Genomic DNA, 20,143 nt, shown 5'->3' on the forward strand with positions numbered 1-20,143 from the left:
CACTGAAAGGCTCGAAAGTCAGAACCGACTGACTCACAAATCATTCACGCTATTTCGCCTTTTCTTGAACCTTGGGGATAGATTTTTTTCAAAAAGTGTAGTATTTTGCGTGTTCCGTGTTGCATTTACTCTTTTATATACCCATTTATCATGTTCTTTAGTAGTTTTTGCAGTTCTCCTGCTTGGTAAGGCCTTCCCATTTTCTTCATGACAGAACGCTCCAGTCGATAAATGGCGGTACGGTCGCGTTGAATGATTTTTCCCATATCTACAACGGGGTAATCCAGAAGAAGCAGGACGCATAAGTGGAATTCGATGGTTGAGAGGCGGCAGTCCTTATAGATACGGCTGATAACCTCTTTCTTGTCTATCTCTACCAAAAGCCTTGCCCAATCTTCTTCGTCCAAAAAAATCTTAGGTGTTTTCCCCTCTTTATAAGTTGAAAGAATATTCTCTATTTTCTGAATGACATCGGAGTATTTCCGGATTTTTTGTATCAGTGTCTTGTGTTGTTCACTCAGACCGGCAAGCTCTGTCCGGAGGGCTTGCTTTTGCGTTTCGCCGATTTGCTGTTCGGCAATTTTTTCTTGCAGGGTAAGAATCTCTTTCTCTTTGTGCCTGATTAGTTCTTGCTGCTTAGCGTAATTATGGCGAAGTTCATCTTCTCTGTGTAACTGTTGACGCTCGCGCTTGCGATATTTTAAGTATCGGCGGAGCAGAAGAAGAACAACAATGACGCAAATACCAATCAAAGAGAGAATAATAAAAACGTACTTGTTGACGGAAGTTTCGTATGACGCTTTTTGCTGCATGGCGTTTATGCGCCAGTGAACTTCAAGAACCTTTGCCTGCTGCGAGGATTGCGCCACACTGTCTTTATATGCAGAATGCAATCTTTCCATTTCAAGAGAAAAAGCTGTGTTTCCTTGTGCTTGCGCAATGTCCGCCAAGCGCATGTAGGCATCAGCCTTTATTCCATGACTGCGGGTACCGAGGCTTTTATGCAGATAATAGCTTGCGGAGTCATATTGTCCTACCCGAAAGAAACTTTCGCCTAAGGTGTAGAATGCTTTATGGCAGTGGACGGTATCTTCTTGTAAAGCGAGATACTGCTTGGCATATTGCAAGGCTTTTGCTGCGTCTTTGACGAGGCTGTAGAAGTTACTCATTGTATTTGCAATCTCTGCCCGTAATCGCTTTTGTCCGTGTTCGTTCGAAATGCTTTGTGCTTGCAGAAGTTTCTTTTCGGCCGGTGCATAGTCTTTCTGTTTAATCTTAATCCTGCCTTGCATAAGCAGTGCCTCTGCATGCAAGCCGATGTCACCGAGCCGACTACCAATCAGCTCCGTTTGCCGATAGGCGGAGTCGGCTTTTTCGTATAGTTTCTGTAGAAAATACAAGAAAGCGGCATTATTGTATATCCGCCCCAACAGTCTCTGATTGTCTGCTTTTTCTGCGAACGGAATAGCCAGCAGGTATTTTTCTGTCGCTGCGGCTTGCTCGTTTTTATCCCTATAAATGCTTCCCCAGCAATAATAAGCTCGCGCTTGCATTTCTGCTTGCTTATGCGCGTCGTAATATTGCACGGCTATCCGTATCAGCGAATCATCCGTCTGCGCGATGTAGTTCTTGTCCCGTGCTTGTGTAAGCAACAAGGCATGGTAGGCAATGTCCGCCTCGGTTTTCAAATCCTCTGTCGGTATGCTTTGCAGTATGCGCAGGGCACTGTCGGGTTGTGATGTCAGCAATGAGTCGGCCTGTGCCAACATCGTGCTGTATGCTGTTTTGTTTGTGCAGGCCGCCAACAGTAGGGCTGATATAAGTGAAAAGAAGATTGTCTGTTTCTTCATTATGGCTGGTTGTTGTTTGTCTTGCAAAGATAATTTTTTTTTGTTTCGATTATCATTTACAGTTTTTTCTCCATATCCGGAACCAGAGTTGGGGATAAGGATGTGCAACCATGCCACGTTGAAAAATTATACCAAAAAACGAATAGAACAAACCATGTATGGGCAGATGAAAACAACTGCCGGGATTCACTCCCATATTTAGGCTGCCTCAGCCGTATGCTTGGAAGTAGTTTTGAAATGAATAAAAAATGCCATGAGTTACCCCCCTTTCTTCAAAAAAAAATCGTCGAACGGGAGTTGATTCTGTCTTTCACAGAGGGTATGCGCTTTTATCATCTTTTTGTTTTCTTCTTGTCCATAGCGAGCACTTCCACAAGAACATGATAAGAACATGATAAGAACATGGTACGAACATGGTGCGAAAGTAAAATGACTGCTTTTTTATGTGTGTCCAATCGTGTCGAACCGTTGAAAAGCCGGAATAAATTCAAAACAGATTCTTAGGGTATCTCGGTCGTATACATAGGTGTCTCCTCTTCAGAAGGTGTTCTGTGAAGGGGGATAGGAATTTTCTGCTTTCTTTGTAGAAGCGTGTTTTGATGGATGGTAAATGTTTATTACATGAAGGCGTCTTCCCGACAGAAAACTTACATCCTGTAGGAAAGACGTCGCTATAGGTGCTGCGTCTCCAGCCTCTTGTGAAGAATGTGCTTTTTCGATGTGATATCGTTATGCATGCAGTTCCAGTACGAACCTTGCTCCTTTGGCATATCCGTCGTCCAGCGTCAGGCTGCCGTTCATCTTGATGGCTATCAGCGAGCAGATGGGCAATCCGAGCCCGTCGCCCTGAGCCAGGTCTTTTACTTCGGTAAAGGGTTTGAAGATGTTTTCGCGTTGCTCTTCGGGGATGCCGCAACCGGTGTCGCTGACGATGAACTGATGGGTGTGTGCGCCGCGTTTCTTGAAGTCGAGCCATATCTTGCCGCCGGCAGGGGTATATTCGGCTGCGTTCGTAAGCAGGTGCAGCAACACCCGTTCCAACTGTTCCGGGTTGACTTTTACATTCAGCTTGGGCGCATTGACGGTGAGTATGACGTCTTCGCGCACTTTCCCCCTTATCTTATCCATGAGATTCTCGCAGAAGGCGGAGATGTTTTTCTCTTGCATCTCATAAGGTTCGGACAAGGAGTTCTCCAACTCGGAGAGTTCCTGGATGTGGGTGGAAAAGGCATGCAGCGCTTTTACGCCCGGCAGTGAGGCGTCGAGTGTGTTCAGGGTAGGTTCCATCTGGGTGGAGATGTTCCGGATGAATTTGGTCTTCAGGTCGTTGTGCTCGTTGGCAATGTTGATGGCTTTCTTCTGTTTGCGGGTAAGCACGATGAAGCGAAGCAGCACGATGCCCCCGAACAGCAAAGCGGCGGCCAAAATGGCGGCCAACGCGCAAAGGCCGATGATGATGTATTGCTTGGCACTCAGCGAGTCGTCTTTCTCGCCGATGGTGGCGAGGCTTTCGTCATACTTCTTCTTCAAGATGTTCAATTCGTCTTGTGCGGTAAGCGCCTTTACGGAGTCGGTCCATAAGATGTACTTGTCGTAGGTTCGTGCCACAAGTCCGGCATTATTGGCCTTGCGGGCTATGCCGATAAGCGTCTTGTAACAGTCGTCCACTTTGGCATACTCCTTCTGCTCCTTGTATTGTCCTATCAGGCGGTTGATGGCGGCATCGCCCTGCGCGTTCATGCCGAAAGTGTAGTAATAGTTGGCCTGCGTATAGAGGAGGTCGTTGTTCAGGGAGTCGTTGCGGGCAGACTTGGCCGTTTCTTCCATCAGGTTGAGTTGCTCTTTGGCGCGTGCGGGATTCTTCAGGTTGATATACATCTGCAAGCGCTCTTTGTTGATGCGGAAACGCAGGCCGGGCAGTGCTTTGCCGCTTTTCTGTTCGCCGGCAGCCACCACTTGCTCCGCACCGCGCAGCAACTCGAAAGCCTCTTTGTAATAGTTCTCCCGATGATAAAGTGCGGCGGCGTTGACGCCGCATTCCACGGTCTTGTCATACTTGTCTTGTGAGGCAAAGGCGTTGTAGGCCTGCAGGAAAAGGTAGCGGGATTTGATGTATTCCTTTTTCGCAAGGTTTTCTTGCGCTTGTTTCATCAGTTCGTCCGCGCGGTTTTGCGCATAGACTTGAGTGCAGAGGCATAAGGCACCTAAAAGGAGTATGCTGAAAATTCTTCTCATACGTTATTCTGTTTTATTTGCATACAAAGGTAAAATAAATAATCAGTACTTGAAACTGCTTCCTCCTAAAAATTCTCTCAACAGCGAGGTTGGCGGTATTTCCTTGCCCTGAACGGGTGTGAAATATTTGATAAACTTCAGCAGCCGGTAGGCCTCGGAATATTCGGGGCAGTTGCGCGGCACGCTGTTGAGGATGGGCTCGGCATGGTTGCGTAGCACGGCGAACTCGAACAGCAGGGCGGAATTGAACATGACGTCGGCATTCTCCTGATAGGGGAATATCCACTTGTCCTCGCCGGCACGCACGCTGGGCCAGCGCGAGATGGTTTCCTGTGCCGAGTAGCCGCGGTAGTTGTAGTCGCGGATGATGCGGCGCAACAGGCGGTTGTCGGTAGTGGGAATCCAGTTGTGGTCGTCCAGAGAAATGGTGGTGAGGGCCGACACGTAAATCTTATATTTGCTTTGGGCGGCAATGTGCGGCGTCAGTTCGGGGTTCAGGGCGTGGATGCCTTCGAGGATGAGGATGGTGTGGTCGTCGATGCGTAGTTTTTCGCCACTATACTCTTTCTTGCCGAGGGCAAAGTTGAAGCGCGGAATTTCCACCTCTTCGCCCCGGAGCAATGCCTGCAACTGGGTGTTGAATAGTTTGAGGTCGAGGGCGTAGAGCGATTCGTAGTCGTAGTTGCCGTTTGCATCGCGCGGGGTGTCTTCGCGGTCTACGAAGTAGTCGTCCAGCGAGATGGGGTATGGGTGCAAACCGTTGGTCATCAGTTGCACGGACAAGCGTTTGCTGAAGGTGGTTTTACCGGAAGAGGAGGGACCGGAAATAAGCACCAGTTTCACGCGGTTGCCGTTCTCGCTGCGGCAATAAATGTCATCGGCGATTTGGGCAATCTTTTTCTCCTGCAAGGCTTCGGCCACATTGATGAGGTCGGTGGCATGTCCTTCTTCGCAAGCAAGGTTGCAGTCGCCCACATTGCTCAGCCCCATGATGTAGTTCCAGCGCAGATGCTCCTTGAAGACATCGAGCATTTTCTCCTGCTTCACCACTTCTTCCAGCACATCGGGCTTTTCCTTGTTGGGGATGCGCAGCAACAGGCCGTCGTAGTATTTCACGATATCGAACAGGCGGATGTAGCCTGTACTGGGCAAGAGGTTGCCGTAATAGTAGTCTACGGTGTTGCCCAACGTATAATAATAGGTATAGAGCGAACCGGAGGTTTCCAGCAGCTTCACTTTGTCGTTCATGCCCCGCTCGCTGAAGATGCGCACGGCTTCGGCCGTGTGGCATTCTACACGATGGTAAGGAATATCCTCGGCAATGATTTCCTGCATTCGTTTTTTGATGGCGGCTACGTCCTCCAGCTCAATGAGCCGGCCGATGCGCAGGTTGCAGAAGTAGCCTTTGGAAACCGGGTGTTCTACATACAGCTTGCCTTCGGGAAACAACTCGCTGACGGCCTTATAGAGCACGAAGCAGAGCGAACGCACGTAGGTGCGCATGCCCGAAGAGTCGCGGATGTCGAGAAACTCCACATCCTTGTTGTTGTACACACGGAAGTTCAATCCCTCGGAACGATTGTTCACCTTTGCACTGACCACCTGATAGGGGAAATCAAGATTAAAACCGGAATAAATATCCGAAAGTGAACTTCCGATGGGGAATTCTTTGGAAATATTATTATTTTTGCAACAAATTTGTAACATGTGTTTCATAATGTTTCTTTTTTATTGATTTAAACGCTAAATATAGGATATAATAACACATGGGGCAACGAACCCTTTAATTAATTAAAGATGGAATATTCTTTTTATGATTTTTTAAAGCTGCTCGGCTCGCTGGCTTTGTTTCTCTACGGAATGAAAATAATGAGCGAGGGGCTTCAAAAATTTGCCGGTGACAGACTACGGAAGATTCTCACCGCCATGACAACCAATCGAGTGACCGGCGTGCTGACCGGCGTGCTGATTACAGCGTTAATCCAGTCTTCTTCTGCTACCACGGTGATGGTAGTGAGTTTCGTCAACGCCGGACTCTTGTCTCTGTCGCAATCCATAGGCGTCATCATGGGTGCCAACATCGGTACCACCGTCACGGCGTGGATTATTTCGGCTTTAGGCTTCAAAGTAGACATAGCCTCCTTTGCCCTTCCTCTTCTTGCTTTCGGCATTCCCCTGATGTTCTCCCAAAAAAGTTCGCGTAAGTCTATCGGAGAATTTATTTTCGGCTTTTGCTTTCTCTTCATGGGGCTTTCGTTGTTGCAGTCCAATGCACCCGACCTCAGGCACAACCCCGACATGCTGGCTTTTGTGCAGGATTATACGGACATGGGCTATTTCTCCATCCTGCTGTTCGTAGGAATCGGAACCATCCTCACGATGATTGTGCAGGCATCCGCAGCCACCATGGCCATCACGCTCATTATGTGTGCCAATGGCTGGATCAGTTTTGAGTTGGGCGCGGCGCTGGTGCTGGGAGAAAACATTGGAACAACCATCACGGCCAATCTTGCGGCGTTGACCGGCAACACGCAGGCGCGCAGGGCTGCTTTGGCGCATTTGGTGTTCAATGTGTTCGGTGTGATGTGGGTGCTGTGTCTGTTCACTCCTTTCACCGGAGCCGTGTCGTGGTTTGTGGAGAATGTGATGGGGACGAAAGACCCTGCGGTGGCTGTATCCTTTAAGCTTTCGGCGTTCCACACTTGTTTTAATATCTGCAACGTGCTGATACTGATTTGGTTCGTGAAGTTCATCGAGCATACGGTTTGCGCTATCATTCCAATGAAGGAGCAGGACGAGGAGTATCGCCTGCGCTTTATTTCCGGCGGTATGCTCTCTACGGCAGAGCTTTCCATCCTGCAGGCCAGCAAGGAGATTCATCTGTTTGCCGAACGTATCCGCCGCATGTTCGGGATGGTGCAGGATTTGTTGCATACGGAGAAAGACGATGAATTCAACAAGTTGTTCAGCCGTGTGGAGAAATACGAGAACATCAGCGACAGCATGGAACTGGAGATTGCCAATTATTTGAATCAGGTATCAGAGGGACGGTTGAGCTCGGAAAGTAAGTTGCAGATACGTGCCATGTTGCGTGAAGTGACGGAGATAGAGAGCATCGGCGATAGCTGTTATAATCTGGCACGTACCATCAACCGCAAGCGTCAGACCAATCAGGACTTTACGGAAAAGCAATATGAACATATACACTTCATGATGAAGCTGACGGACGACGCTCTTTCTCAGATGATCGTCGTTATAGAGCATCCTGAGCATGCAAGCAGTGACGTGAACAAGTCGTTCAATATAGAAAATGAAATCAATAACTACCGCAATCAGCTGAAGAACCAGAATATTCTGGATGTGAATAATAAGGAGTACGATTATCAGATGGGTGTCTACTACATGGACATCATTGCGGAATGTGAAAAACTGGGCGACTATGTGGTGAATGTGGTGGAAGCCGGCAGCGATATAAAAGAAAAGAAAGTGTCTTAGGACACTTTCTCGAAATCGTCTTTGCCTACGCCGCAGAGGGGGCATACCCAATCTTCGGGGATGTCTTCGAAGGCGGTGCCGGGTTCAATGCCGCTGTCCGGATCACCTAATTCAGGATCGTAAACGTAGTCGCAAACTGTGCAAATGTACTTTTCCATAAAACTTGAAATTTTAATTGTTTCTATCTGTAACACGCAAATCATTTGTTTTGTTTACTCCTTGAGTCGTTTTTTTGTTGAACGGTGTGGAAATGCTGTGGCACATCACTTTTTATTACTACCTTTGCCTCGCTAATTAAATCGGAAAATTTCCATGATTGCGACAAAGGATGATTATAGTCATATCGGTCTGACCGATGAACAGGTGCTGAAGAGCCGCATCGAGCATGGGGTGAACTTGTTGACACCTCCCAAACGCCCATCTTTGTGGAAACTGTATCTGGAGAAGTTCGAAGATCCTGTGGTAAGAGTGTTGTTGGTGGCGGCTCTGTTTTCTCTGCTTATTTCCATCGTGGAAAATGAATATGCCGAAACCATCGGCATTATTATGGCCATTCTGCTGGCCACCGGTATCGGCTTTTTCTTTGAATACGACGCCGGAAAAAAGTTCGACCTGCTGAATGCCGTGAACGAGGAAACTTTGGTGAAAGTGATTCGCAACGGTCGTGTGCAGGAGATTCCCCGTAAAGAAGTAGTGGTAGGCGACATCGTTTTGCTGGAGACCGGTGAAGAGGTGCCCGCCGACGGTGCATTGCTGGAAGCTGTTTCCCTGCAAGTGAACGAATCGAACCTGACCGGCGAGCCGGTAGTGTCTAAAACCACTGTGGAGACGGACTTTGACGAGGAAGCTACGTATGCTTCCAACCACATATTGCGCGGTACCACGATAGTGGACGGGCATGGGACTATGTGTGTGGAGGCAGTGGGCGATGCCACGGAAATCGGTAAGGTGGCTCGCCGGAGCACTGAGCAGAGCACGGAACCTACTCCCCTGAACATTCAATTGACCAAGCTGGCCAACCTGATTGGGAAAATCGGTTTCTCTGTGGCGGGGCTGGCTTTCCTGATTTTCTTTGTAAAGGATGTGGCACTGGTTTATGACTTTGCGTCTTTCCATACCTTCCGCGACTGGCTGCCGGCCCTGCAAGCCACTTTACAATATTTCATGATGGCCGTGACCTTGATTGTCGTGGCCGTGCCCGAAGGTTTGCCCATGAGCGTCACCCTCAGCCTGGCTTTGAACATGCGTCGCATGCTTTCGACCAACAACCTGGTGCGCAAAATGCATGCTTGCGAAACGATGGGTGCCATTACGGTAATTTGTACCGATAAGACAGGGACGTTGACGCAAAACCTGATGCAGGTGTATGAGGCGAATTTCGGCGGATTGAAGAATGGTAGCGAGTTGGGAAATGACGACCTCAGCCGGTTGGTGATGGAGGGAATCAGCGTCAATTCCACCGCTTTTCTGGAAGAGGGTGCGTCCGGCGAAAAGCCGAAAGGCGTGGGTAATCCGACGGAGGTGGCTTTGCTGCTCTGGTTGAATGAGCAAGGTAAAGATTATCTTGCCCTGCGCGAACAAGCCACTGTCATTGATCAGCTGACTTTCTCTACGGAACGGAAATTTATGGCCACTTTGGTGCACTCTCCCCTGCTGGGAAAAAAGATTCTGTATGTGAAGGGTGCTTCGGAGATTGTGCTGGGCAAGTGCAAGGAGGTGATTTTAGACGGCAAGCGTGTTGACGCGTCGGAATATCGCCCGGCAATAGAGGCACAGTTGCTCAACTACCAGAATATGGCAATGCGTACCCTTGGTTTTGCATTCAGGGTGATGGATGAGGAGGAACAGGAAATAGGAAAAGAGATACAGGAAAAAGTAAAAGACATGTCGTTCTTGGGAGTGGTTGCCATCAGCGACCCCATTCGTCCGGATGTGCCTGCCGCCGTCGAAAAATGTCGTTCGGCAGGTATCGACGTAAAGATTGTGACGGGTGATACTCCCGGTACGGCAACTGAGATAGCACGCCAAATAGGCTTATGGCTGCCGGAAGATACGGAGCGCAATCGTATTACGGGAGCAGCGTTTGCCGAACTGACCGATGAAGAGGCGTTGGACCGTGTGATGGATTTGAAGATTATGTCGCGTGCGCGCCCCACGGATAAGCAGAGGTTGGTGCAACTGTTGCAGCAGAAAGGGGCGGTGGTGGCTGTGACGGGCGACGGAACCAATGATGCCCCGGCTTTGAACCATGCCCAAGTAGGTCTTTCGATGGGTACGGGAACTTCCGTGGCCAAGGAAGCCAGCGACATAACCTTGCTGGACGATTCTTTCAACAGTATAGGTACGGCTGTGATGTGGGGGCGTTCTTTGTATAAAAACATACAGCGTTTCATCGTGTTTCAGCTCACCATTAATTTCGTGGCACTTTTCATCGTGCTGTTAGGCTCTTTGGTGGGTACCGAACTGCCACTCACCGTGACGCAGATGCTGTGGGTGAACCTGATCATGGATACGTTTGCCGCATTGGCACTGGCATCCATTCCACCCGGTGAGGGTGTGATGAAAGAGAAGCCGCGCAAAAGTACGGATTTTATCATTACCGGCTCTATGAAGGTTCATATACTGGGCATGGGGCTGGCCTTTCTGGCTGTACTGATGGGGATGCTTCTTTGGTTTGCCCATGAAGAGGGCGGGATGACGCCTCGCCGCTTGACGATTTTCTTCACGTTCTTCGTCATGCTTCAGTTCTGGAATCTCTTCAATGCACGCGTGTTCGGTACTTCGGATTCGGCATTCAAGGGTATCACCAAGTCGTATGGAATGGAATTGATCATACTTGCCATTTTGGGCGGACAGATACTGATCGTGCAGTTTGGCGGTGCTGTGTTCCGCACCGTTCCGCTCGATTTGTCCACTTGGATGGCGATTGTGTCTTCCACGTCTCTTGTATTGTGGATGGGCGAACTTGTCCGTCTTGTGCAGCGTTTAATACGGAAATAGGAAAAATGAGAAAGAGAGGAGTTAAAAACCTTATTATTGATTTCGGTGGCGTGCTGATAGATTTAGACCGTCAACGTTGTATCGAGAATTTCAAATCTTTAGGATTTCAGGACGTAGAGGCAATGCTGGATATCTATCATCAGCAGGATTTTTTTCAGAATTATGAGAAGGGGCTGATAACCGGTGAGGAGTTCCGCGATGTGATTCGTGGAAAGATAGGAAAACCGGTGACCGATGCGCAAATAGACGATGCATGGAACAGCTTTTTGGTAGGCATCCCGGTGGCTAAGCTGAACCTGCTTTTGAAGCTGCGTAAGAGTTATGTGGTCTATCTGTTGAGTAATACCAACGACATCCATTGGCAATGGGCGTGCAAGCATGCGTTTCCTTACAAGGGTTTTCGGGCAGAGGACTACTTTGAGCAAATCTTTCTTTCTTACGAAATGAAAATGGCGAAGCCTGACGCGGTGATTTTTCAGAAGGTGTTGGACGAGACAGGTATTCTTCCTGAAGAAACGCTTTTTATAGATGATTCCGAGGCCAACTGCCGCGTTGCGAAGACATTAGGTATCTCTACCTACACGCCGCAGGCTCACGAAGACTGGAGCCACCTCTTCGGCCACCGGTAGTGAGTGCATGCAGATGATGCGTGCTGTGTGGTGAATGACGAGAAGATAAATTAAGAAATATAGAGAAGTGCAATTGCTTTGTGATACATCAGATTTTGCCGGCCGCCCAAGCGTAGCCACCATCGGTTTTTTCGATGGAGTGCACCGGGGGCACCGTTATTTGATAGAACAAGTGCGTGAGGTTGCTGCTGCGCGTGGACTTGTCGCATCGGTCATCACTTTTCCGGTGCATCCGCACAAAGTGATGCAGCCCGATTTTCGTCCTGAGTTGCTGACTACCTGCGATGAAAAAGTCTCCCTGCTTGCCCAAACGGAGATTGACTATTGTATCATGATTGACTTCAGTCCAAAGGTGGCCCGGCTTTCGGCAAGGCAGTTCATGTCGATTCTGAAAGAAAGTTACCGGGTGCAGGTTTTGGTGATTGGCTACGATCATCGTTTCGGCCATAACCGGAGCGAGGGCTTCGACGACTATGTGCGCTACGGACAGGAGCTGGGTATAGAGGTGCTGCTTGCACGTGCCTACTCTTATAAGAAGAGAACTGTAGATAAGCATAAAGCAACAGCCTTGGAAAACGCTGTTGCTGAAAAGACAAACGTAGTAGAGGGAACTGATGCGGAGAACACTGCCGTGGCGGCAGAGCGGACAGTCAGTTCTTCCGTCATCCGTCAATTGCTGCTGGGGGGTAACGTTGCGGCGGCGGCGGAATACCTGGGATATGACTTCTTCTTGAACGGCACGGTGGTAGACGGTTATCGGGTGGGGCGGACAATAGGTTTCCCCACGGCCAATCTGCGGGTAAACGATCCGGATAAGATTATTCCTGCCGACGGAGTCTATGCTGTTCGTGTATTTGTAGCCGGAGTGGAATATGGCGGCATGCTGAGTATCGGCTATCGCCCTACACTAAGTAACGGGTCTGACCGCAGTATCGAAGTCCACATCTTTCACTTCAATGCCGATATCTATGATCAGCCGATGCGCCTTTCTTTTGTACGTTATATGCGTCCGGAGCAGAAATTTGATACGGTGGACGAGTTGATAGCCCGCATCCGTCAAGACGAAACGGAGATTAAGGCAATATTGTCTTGAGCATGGTCGGGTGGGGCTTGTGTTTTGAGATAAGCGAAAGCGGGTTTCGCGGATTGGCTTGATTATTTATGAGCCGAATTCGTGAAACCCGCATCATTTATGCCTATAAGCGGCTGCTGAGGGCTTCGGACCGGAATCTTTTCAGGTAGGTTATTCTTCCCAGTCCGGTATCGCTGCCGACGGGTCGGGGTTCAGCACAATGGCTTTGTTCTGGTTGGACTCATACTTGCTGAAGTAAAGAGTGAACCATGGTGCACAGTATCCTTCGATGGAGTTAAGACGGAAACCGACGGGACAGTTCGTTCCCGGATAGCCGCGTGTGACGGAAAGATTCAACCGTTTGTAGTCCCAATAAATGAGACCTTCGCCCCAGAACTCTATGCGTTTCTGTAGCATGAGCGCTTGGCGGAATTCATCCATCGTGCCGGCTGTGCAGGTGTATGAGGCATAGCGGTATGTCTGCATGAACGACTGGAGGGCAGCAACGCCTTCGGCCACTCCCCGGCTTCCGGCGATGGCTTCGGCTTCGATGAAATACATCTCTTCCACACGCATCAAGGGGTAATCCACTACCGCCCCAATCTTATAATCGTCTACATTGCCCTCTTTAGGCTTGAATTTCAGGTTGGTATAGGCCGGCAGATAGGTAAAGTAGCTTGGAGGAAGAATGGTGCGGTATTTCTTTCCCGGAAGTTGGCCTGCATCTTTCGGCGCTATCCAAGTGGCTTTTCGCCAGTCATCGTCCGCTATCTGCTCAAACAATCGGCTGCTGATGGTGCGGATGGCCCAGTAGTAGTAATTACCTACACCGAAATTCTGTTCGGGGCTTATCATGCCGATGAAGTTGATATAACTCGAATACATGTTGTCCTTGGTCAGCATGGAGCCCCACATCCATGAAGCGGAACCGATGGAGTTGAATGCTGTAGCGTAATCCTTGCCTCCGAACCATTCTTCTTCGGTCAGCGGAATAGCCCCGCTCTGTTCGATGGCTTCGCGTGCATAGCGTGCAGCTTTGGCGTAGCAATCTGTTGCCGACGCCACTTCTTGATTGACATGCTCCTTGATGGCAGCCAATGCTTCCGGATTCTTCTCCGTGCGGGTTGCTATATCCAACCACAAACGAGCCTTCAATCCGTTCACCACAGCTTTGTCCGGCAGATTTTTCCGAGGGCGTACATAATCATTGAGCAGTGCCCCGGCACTCTCCAGATCGTCCAAGATGAACTTGTACATTGTATAGAACGGAGCACGCGGATTGTTGCGGGCATCGGTTTCCGTGGTTTGTTCGGTCACGATGGGTACGGTCAATCCGTACACGCCGTTTTCACGTGCCTCGTCATCGAGCTTTGCTATGCCGGTTTTCTTATATTCGTAGAAGCGTGCCATATCCATATAAATCATGGCTCGAAACGCCTTGGCAATACCTATATATTGTTTGCTTGTTCCATCGGCCGTGGCCTCGTCCACCACCCGAATCAGGTTATTCGTATTGTTCAGGAATTTATAATAGTAATAGTATATGGCATTTGCCATAGCGTTTGCCGAGAGTTCTTGGCATGTGCCGAACCAACTGAAATAGTCGTAATAGGCATCATATACATAGAAGTCTTCGCACATTACATCGCGTGTGATGCCGAAAGCCGAATAGCCGAAGTCGAAACTATAGTCCAGTCCGTAGGTGTTGTATGCGTTCACAAAGTTCACAATCGCATTGATCTGTCCCATTTGAGCTGCTGATGATTCTGCCACTTGTTGTGCCGTGGCTATGCCGCTTTGTGGAAAAGTCTCTTCGATGCAACTGCTTATGCACGGTACAGACAGCAACCAAAGTGCAGCGTTACGAAAGATTGTTCTTGTTTTCATGATTTCCGATTTTTTTTAGGAAGTTGTGACTTAATTAAAACTGGAGCGTAAGTCCTGCCGAGAAAGTACGCACGGGCGATACGGTTTGTGTGGCTCCTACGCCGGTGACCGACATTCGGGGATCCATCCCTTTCCGTTTTGACCAGTAATAGATGTTGTCGGCCGATACGTATACCCGCAAGCTGCTTACCTGCAAATGCGAGAGTACGCTTCGAGGCAGTGTATATCCAAATTGTGCATTCTGGAAGTTCAGGTAGCTGCCGTCGATGAGGAAGCGGTCGGACTGAGCCGCAGTGTTTTGGTCGTTGAAATGCCAGCGCGGAATGTTCGAACCGGTATTTTCGGGCGTCCAGGCTTTTGCTACATCCTTGTGCATGCGATATCCCAATCCGTCGGGAGTGGGGTTGCCCATCAACGAAGCATAACCGTAGTCGTACGTCTTTCCGCCCAGCGAGTAAGTGAATTGCATGGAAAAGTCGAAGCCATAGAAGCTGAGTGAAGTGCCGAAACCGCCGAAAGCATCGGGATTCGGATTGCCGCACAAGTAATAGTCACCGGTAGAATAGGTTGTGGTAGTCTTTTCTTCGCCGGTTTTCTTGTCGGTATAATACCATTGCGAAAGCCCCTTGTCGGAAACGCCGGCATAGCGCTTCATATACCAAGTGTTTATGGGTAATCCTTCTCCGTAGTAGCGTGCACCGTTAAAGTAGCCCTGATAGCCGTTTACCTCTTGAGTTTTCTTCTCATCGGGCAAAAAGCTTATTCGGTTTTTATAAGCAGTCAGGTTCATGTTGATGTTCCAACGCACATCGCGGGTGTCGATGGGGGTATAGTTCAGTTCTAACTCCACGCCGCTGTTTTTCATATCTCCTACGTTGTCATAATAGCCGGCATAACCCATGGAGAGGGGAACCGTAAACCAGTTGAGCATGTCTGTTGTCTTACGGTAGAAATACTCGATACCGCCCGACAGTTTGTGTTTGAAAAATGAAAATTCCACACCCATATTCACATTTGTATTGGTTTCCCATGTGATATTCTGCGTACCTCGTCCGCTGAAGCGCAAAGCCAGTTCGTCATTGCTGTTATCTATGGCGTAACGGTCGGTGTAGTGATAGTTGCCGATGTTGTCATTGCCTTGCTGGCCAATCGACCCCTTCAGCTTCAATTCGTCTACCCAAGAGAGGTTGAACCACTCTTCTTTGGCCACCTGCCAAGCTGCTCCGAGTGAGTAGAAGTTTCCCCATCGGTGGTCGGGATGGAATCGTGAAGAGGCGTCGCGGCGGAACGAGGCCGAGAAGAAGTATTTATTGTCGAAATCGTACAGGCCACGGAAGAAGAACCCTTCGGTGTTGTAATCGCTGGCCGATGAGGATGCCTGACCTGCATCGACGACGGCACCGTCCAACTCGTGATTTCCCCAATAGGAGAACATGTTTTTCTTGGCTGCGCTTAATGTTACATAGTTATATTTATAGTATTCATGACCTAACAATGCAGAAACGTTGTGCTTTCCGAAAGCGTGTGAATAGTTCAGCAATTGTTGCAGATTGAGCGTTGTGGTGCGGTCGTGACTTACGCTGATGTATCCCTTATCTTTGGCAGAGTAACCATAGAACGGGTTGGATGTGGCAAACCCCCTTCCTTCGTTGACTGTGGTGCCTACCGTAAAGTTGAATTTGAAGTCCTTAAGAAAGATTATGTCTACAAAGGCATTCCCGGTCAGTGTATTGCCTGTGGTACTCCCCAAGTCGATAATTGCCGTTTGCAACGAAGTGTTTGGTTGAAATGGGCGATTGATTCCGAGTAAAGACTCTTTGGTTCCGTAATCATAAACCTTTCCTACCTCGTTCGTCAGAATATTTCCGGAGGCATCGCGCAGGTAGACCGGATAGATTGGCGCAATGGCCTCCGTATATCCCGGCAATGTAACCGAAGACGATTCGGCTTGCGAAGCCACTTTCCTTCGGGAATAGTTGGCTGTTATCCCCATCTTCATCCATTTTTTTGCCTGGTAAGCTCCTTTAACCATGGCCGAATAACGTTCGTAGTTGGAGTTTGGCAATATGCCATCGTCTTTCAGATAACCGAACGAACCGTAAAGCTGAAGGGCATTGGTTCCACCTGATACATTGATATTGTATTCTTGTCTGAGTGAGGAACTATATGCTTCGTCCACCCAATCATCGGGATAGAGCAGATAGTCTCCCGTCATACGTCCCAAGGTTGCATTGGGGTTGAGCTTTCCATCTGTTCCTATCAAGTATTCTCCTTCGGGATAAGAGTAGACGTTGTAGGCCAGTCCGCCCTTATCTTTGGTTCCGTAGAGCATATTCTGATTTGCCTTTACATGAGCCTCGGCCGCACTCAGTTTGCCATCGGCCATCAGCTGGTTGTATAGTGCGCGATAGTGCATCTCGTAATATTCGCCCGGGTCCTTGATGTAGTCGTAATCTATGGTTCCGCGTGAGTTTACTCCCCATTTGGCTGTAGCCGTAACCACTGCCTCACCCGCCTTGGCTTGTTTCGTGGTGATGATGATGACGCCGTTGGCTCCACGCGCACCATACAACGAGTTGGAGGCGGCATCTTTAAGCACTGATATAGACTCAACATCGCTGGGATTGATGTTGTTCCATCCGCCGGAATAAGGAATACCGTCAACAATGACCAAAGGAGAGGTGCCCGCATTGATTGATCCTATGCCGCGCAGGATAATGGCAGGAGTACTGCCGGGTTGTCCCGAACTGGCAGTCATTTGCAAGCCGGCCACTTGCCCGGCCAGCGATTCGAAAACGTTGGTCGTGGAGCGTTTCGTGAGTTTCTCCGAGTTGACGAATGTGGCCGAACCGGTGAATGCCGACCGTTTGGCCGTACCATAGGCCACTACCATTACCTCGTCCAGCAGTTTGTCATCTTCTTTCATCTCGATGTTGATAACGGTGCGTCCGTTCACCGGCACTTCCTGCGATTTCATACCTACATACGATATCATCAGCACGGCATCTCGTGCTACGCCCGACAACGTGTATTTGCCGTTGACGTCAGTGGTACTACCCAATGTTTGGTCGTTCTTCACAATAATCGTTGCGCCTATCACCGGTTGCTTACCGGAATCGGTGACTATACCTCTCACCGTCAGGCTTTGAGCCGCCAATGTAGATACAAAGAAGAAGCTGCATAAAAAGCCCCATGTTCTTTTCAGCAAAAATAAACGATGTTTTTCCATAACCAATTATATGTTAAAAAGTTTATGACCTAAAATCCTGCCAAGTTGGTACAATACACGATGGGTTGAAAGCATGTTTCATAATAAAGCGACTTTAAGTAATGATTTGTCTGTATTTATATTTTGAAAGCAATAAATATCTGTTTTTATTTATGTCTTGAAGAGATATTGTAATAATGAATTTGTTGGCAAATATATAACAAACTTTTAGGAAACAATATATTTTATAAAGAAAATAAAAGGCGTTGGATAATCCTATTGGAGTGCGCCGTGTTCTATAATAACGTTCGATATAATTCTACAAACACTTTTCTGATTATTAGAAGCATAGCGATAAAATACCTGAGCTCGGTACAGGTTGCTTTTGCTAAAATGAGGGCTGCATCTTGTCGGACAGCTATTTCCTTGAATGTCCCTGTTTACAGCGGTCAGGCAGGAGAGAGCCTTTTAAGCCGGGTATCCTCTCCCTGTTTTGACAGCTACAATCCTTTGTCTTGACAGATGCAAGTGTTCAAGCCGACAGATACAAGTCTCTGACGTGACAGACACAAGTGTCTGAGCCGTCAGATACAGGTGTCTGGCAAGGCAGGGGTAAATATTTGATAACCAACGGAATTTCACTTTAAAATACAACCCTTCGGGTGAGGTTATCGACCTGCTTCTTATCCCGAATGCAGGTATAAAATATTAAATTTATGGATGCCGGGGGGATTGTCGAGACAAGGCAGGTTCATTCAAAACGATGAAAGGGAAGCTGTGTGCCGACAAGGATTATATGGGGACAGGATATATTTTCTCTTTATTTATCGTGATTCGTTCTTTTTTTATTGTTTTTCGATAAATATTTGCTGTTTTTCTTTGTCATATCAAAAATAAGATTTTTCTTTGCATATCGAAAAACGATAAATGCATATCGAAAAACAAAATAATAATTCATCTTAAATAGGAGGGAAAAACGATGGGAACTTTGGTAATGATACTGATTTTTACAGCAACGGTGTTGGTAAATCTTTTTGTGGCATAAGAAGAAGCAGGTGATTATGGGAACTTCGGTTAAGCTGGTATTTATATATTTTTTAATGCAGATTTTAGGGGCATTGTTTGCTGCGCCTATCGGCTTGGTGTATGGCTACGTTGTTTACGGTCAGCTGGCTGTGGCCGAAATACAGCCCATGCTCATGAGTATGGCCATGTTGTTCGGTTTCTTGTTTATGGGGCTTTATTTGTGGCGCAAGGGCTATTTGAAGAATGATGGACGACTGTATTCGCCTGTTTCGGCTTCTTATTTGGTAATAAGCCTGATTGCCGGATGGGGCATCATCTTCTTGGTGGATTTCGTAGTGTCGGGGCTTCACTTCCTGCCGGATTGGTTGGATTCCACGTTCGAAGCTCTGCAATCTGACGTTTTGGGATTGCTTTGTATCACACTGCTGGGGCCGATTTTGGAAGAATTTTTATTTCGCGGTGCCATTACGAAAGTGCTGCTTCGGAAATACGATCCATGGACGGCAATCCTGCTTTCGGGGTTGATCTTCGGCATTTTCCATATCAATCCTGCACAAGTGGTGGGCGCCTGCCTTTCGGGCTTCCTATTGGCTTGGCTTTACTACCGGACGGGAAGCCTGATACCGGGTATCCTGATCCACATACTGAATAATACGCTGAGCGTTTACCTTAGTGTTACCTACCCCGATGCGGATACCGTACGCGAACTTCTGGGGGAATCGGTTTATCCTGTTTGTCTGGGTTTCAGTATTCTGCTGCTGATATTTTCACTGCTGATGTTGAATAAATATAAACTGCCTGATACTGATATAAAAAATCTTGAATTATGAAAAGACGATTGAACATCCTTTGTGTGATTGTGATGCTGGTGTTGAGCTACTCGGTGCTCGAAGCGGGTTATTATCTTTTTCTTGGTGTAAAGTTAGGTGCGGAAGCCGGCATAGAGATAGCAAAGAACAACAAACCGGACTCCTCGGAATATCGGGAGATGGTGAATCTGAGAGTTATTGGATTGTTGCCGCATGGGCTTTCTACAAAAGGCGTACGTCTTCTATCCGACTCGGTCTACAATGAAAAGAGTGGGAGATATGTGCCTGCATCCTATTCTTCTATGGTAATCAGTGTGGAAACCCATGCTCTTGCTTGGAAGAGAACGGTGAATGTATTGCTGGTCTTTTTGCATCTGGGGCTCTCGGTTTGGGGGATGGTGTTATTTATTCGGTTGATAATTTCCATTAATAAGTCTGATATATTCAACTGGCGGAATGTGCGTCGTTTGCGTCGTTTGGGCGTGGTGCTGATTCTTGGTTTCTGCTCTGTGTTGGCGGGAGCCTATATGGATTTGGCCTCTGTGCGTGAAGTCTTTTCGCTTCGCGGTTATGATTTAAGCCTTTCTGAAATGGCGAATGTCACCACTTTGGTGCTTGGCCTTTGCGCACTGATTGTGGGCGAGGTGTTTGCCATCGGGCTGAAGATGAAGGAGGAGCAGGATTTGACTATATAAAAAATGAGGAGAAGAAGCGAATGATTATAGTAAACCTTGACATAATGATGGCCCGAAGGAAGATCTCTCTGGGCGAGCTGGCAGAGAAGATGGATATTACTCCGGCCAATCTTTCCATATTGAAGACGGGAAAGGCGAAAGCCATCCGTTTTTCCACACTGGAAGCTATTTGTAAAATACTGGATTGCCAGCCGGGAGATATTCTGGAATATCGGGAGGGGGAGGAAGAGGAATAAC

At 48.1% G+C, this 20,143-nt stretch carries 13 protein-coding genes; 7 read left to right on the forward strand and 6 right to left on the reverse strand.

All coding sequences use genetic code 11. The features are described from left to right. Positions 1-125: 125 nt before the first annotated feature. From EV202_RS10930 to EV202_RS10940, 3 genes are all read right to left on the reverse strand, one after another. Complete coding sequence (locus EV202_RS10930; protein WP_131927092.1) at positions 126-1,850, reverse strand: tetratricopeptide repeat protein; 1,725 nt, start codon at positions 1,848-1,850, stop codon at positions 126-128. A gap of 729 nt (positions 1,851-2,579) precedes the next feature. Then, positions 2,580-4,085, reverse strand: coding sequence for a sensor histidine kinase (locus EV202_RS10935; protein ID WP_131927093.1), 1,506 nt, complete (start codon positions 4,083-4,085; stop codon positions 2,580-2,582). 42 nt (positions 4,086-4,127) lie between these two features. After that, positions 4,128-5,801, reverse strand: a complete 1,674-nt coding sequence (locus EV202_RS10940; RefSeq protein WP_131927094.1) for a nucleoside kinase — start codon at positions 5,799-5,801, stop codon at positions 4,128-4,130. Positions 5,802-5,882: 81 nt separating this feature from the next. Between EV202_RS10940 and EV202_RS10945 the strand changes: the two genes are divergently transcribed. Continuing rightward, positions 5,883-7,580: a Na/Pi cotransporter family protein gene (locus tag EV202_RS10945; protein ID WP_131927095.1), complete on the forward strand. Its 1,698-nt coding sequence runs from the start codon at positions 5,883-5,885 to the stop codon at positions 7,578-7,580. On the opposite strand, the gene rd is transcribed toward EV202_RS10945, so the two are convergent. Next, positions 7,577-7,738, reverse strand: a complete 162-nt coding sequence (rd, locus tag EV202_RS10950) for a rubredoxin (protein WP_106069874.1) — start codon at positions 7,736-7,738, stop codon at positions 7,577-7,579. The genes EV202_RS10945 and rd overlap by 4 nt on opposite strands. 154 nt (positions 7,739-7,892) lie before the next feature. Between rd and EV202_RS10955 the strand changes: the two genes are divergently transcribed. The 3 genes from EV202_RS10955 to ribF all read left to right on the forward strand — a co-directional run bounded on the left by EV202_RS10955 (position 7,893) and on the right by ribF (position 12,302). Beyond that, the gene (locus tag EV202_RS10955; RefSeq protein ID WP_131927096.1) at positions 7,893-10,580 is read left to right on the forward strand and encodes a calcium-translocating P-type ATPase, PMCA-type; all 2,688 of its coding nucleotides are present in this window, start codon (positions 7,893-7,895) and stop codon (positions 10,578-10,580) included. Between the two features lie 5 nt (positions 10,581-10,585). After that, positions 10,586-11,209, forward strand: a complete 624-nt coding sequence (locus EV202_RS10960; protein ID WP_131927097.1) for an HAD family hydrolase — start codon at positions 10,586-10,588, stop codon at positions 11,207-11,209. Positions 11,210-11,276: 67 nt separating this feature from the next. Continuing rightward, on the forward strand, positions 11,277-12,302 hold the full coding sequence (gene ribF / locus EV202_RS10965; RefSeq protein ID WP_131927098.1) for a bifunctional riboflavin kinase/FMN adenylyltransferase: 1,026 nt from the start codon (positions 11,277-11,279) through the stop codon (positions 12,300-12,302). A gap of 150 nt (positions 12,303-12,452) precedes the next feature. Here ribF and EV202_RS10970 read toward each other — a convergent pair whose 3' ends face one another. Both EV202_RS10970 and EV202_RS10975 read right to left on the reverse strand, forming a co-directional pair. After that, complete coding sequence (locus tag EV202_RS10970; RefSeq protein ID WP_131927099.1) at positions 12,453-14,168, reverse strand: RagB/SusD family nutrient uptake outer membrane protein; 1,716 nt, start codon at positions 14,166-14,168, stop codon at positions 12,453-12,455. A 34-nt stretch (positions 14,169-14,202) separates the two neighbouring features. Continuing rightward, entirely contained in the window at positions 14,203-17,397 is a 3,195-nt protein-coding gene (locus EV202_RS10975; RefSeq protein WP_131927100.1) for a SusC/RagA family TonB-linked outer membrane protein, read from the reverse strand. Positions 17,398-18,437: 1,040 nt separating this feature from the next. Here EV202_RS10975 and EV202_RS10980 point away from each other — a divergent pair. From EV202_RS10980 to EV202_RS10990, 3 genes are read left to right on the forward strand one after another with little or no spacing between them, the layout of a single operon-like run. Beyond that, on the forward strand, positions 18,438-19,232 hold the full coding sequence (locus tag EV202_RS10980) for a CPBP family intramembrane glutamic endopeptidase (protein WP_131927101.1): 795 nt from the start codon (positions 18,438-18,440) through the stop codon (positions 19,230-19,232). Further along, a complete protein-coding gene (locus EV202_RS10985) occupies positions 19,229-19,906 on the forward strand; it encodes a DUF2975 domain-containing protein (RefSeq protein WP_106069880.1) in 678 nt (225 codons plus the stop codon). Before EV202_RS10980 ends, EV202_RS10985 begins: the two co-directional genes overlap by 4 nt. A 20-nt stretch (positions 19,907-19,926) precedes the next feature. Next, on the forward strand, positions 19,927-20,142 hold the full coding sequence (locus EV202_RS10990) for a helix-turn-helix domain-containing protein (protein ID WP_106069881.1): 216 nt from the start codon (positions 19,927-19,929) through the stop codon (positions 20,140-20,142). The last annotated feature ends 1 nt before the right edge of the window (position 20,143 follow it).

The organism is Prevotella heparinolytica (assembly GCF_004342845.1).
GTDB lineage: Bacteria > Bacteroidota > Bacteroidia > Bacteroidales > Bacteroidaceae > Bacteroides > Bacteroides heparinolyticus.

Excerpts from the sequence above, each read along its gene's own strand:
- EV202_RS10930 (WP_131927092.1), bottom strand. The coding sequence starts at position 1,850 with ATGAAGAAACAGACAATCTTCTTTTCACTTATATCAGCCCTACTGTTG.
- EV202_RS10935 (WP_131927093.1), bottom strand. The coding sequence starts at position 4,085 with ATGAGAAGAATTTTCAGCATACTCCTTTTAGGTGCCTTATGCCTCTGC.
- EV202_RS10940 (WP_131927094.1), bottom strand. The coding sequence starts at position 5,801 with ATGAAACACATGTTACAAATTTGTTGCAAAAATAATAATATTTCCAAA.
- EV202_RS10945 (WP_131927095.1), top strand. The coding sequence starts at position 5,883 with ATGGAATATTCTTTTTATGATTTTTTAAAGCTGCTCGGCTCGCTGGCT.
- rd (WP_106069874.1), bottom strand. The coding sequence starts at position 7,738 with ATGGAAAAGTACATTTGCACAGTTTGCGACTACGTTTACGATCCTGAA.
- EV202_RS10955 (WP_131927096.1), top strand. The coding sequence starts at position 7,893 with ATGATTGCGACAAAGGATGATTATAGTCATATCGGTCTGACCGATGAA.
- EV202_RS10960 (WP_131927097.1), top strand. The coding sequence starts at position 10,586 with ATGAGAAAGAGAGGAGTTAAAAACCTTATTATTGATTTCGGTGGCGTG.
- EV202_RS10970 (WP_131927099.1), bottom strand. The coding sequence starts at position 14,168 with ATGAAAACAAGAACAATCTTTCGTAACGCTGCACTTTGGTTGCTGTCT.
- EV202_RS10975 (WP_131927100.1), bottom strand. The coding sequence starts at position 17,397 with ATGGAAAAACATCGTTTATTTTTGCTGAAAAGAACATGGGGCTTTTTA.
- EV202_RS10980 (WP_131927101.1), top strand. The coding sequence starts at position 18,438 with ATGGGAACTTCGGTTAAGCTGGTATTTATATATTTTTTAATGCAGATT.
- EV202_RS10985 (WP_106069880.1), top strand. The coding sequence starts at position 19,229 with ATGAAAAGACGATTGAACATCCTTTGTGTGATTGTGATGCTGGTGTTG.
- EV202_RS10990 (WP_106069881.1), top strand. The coding sequence starts at position 19,927 with ATGATTATAGTAAACCTTGACATAATGATGGCCCGAAGGAAGATCTCT.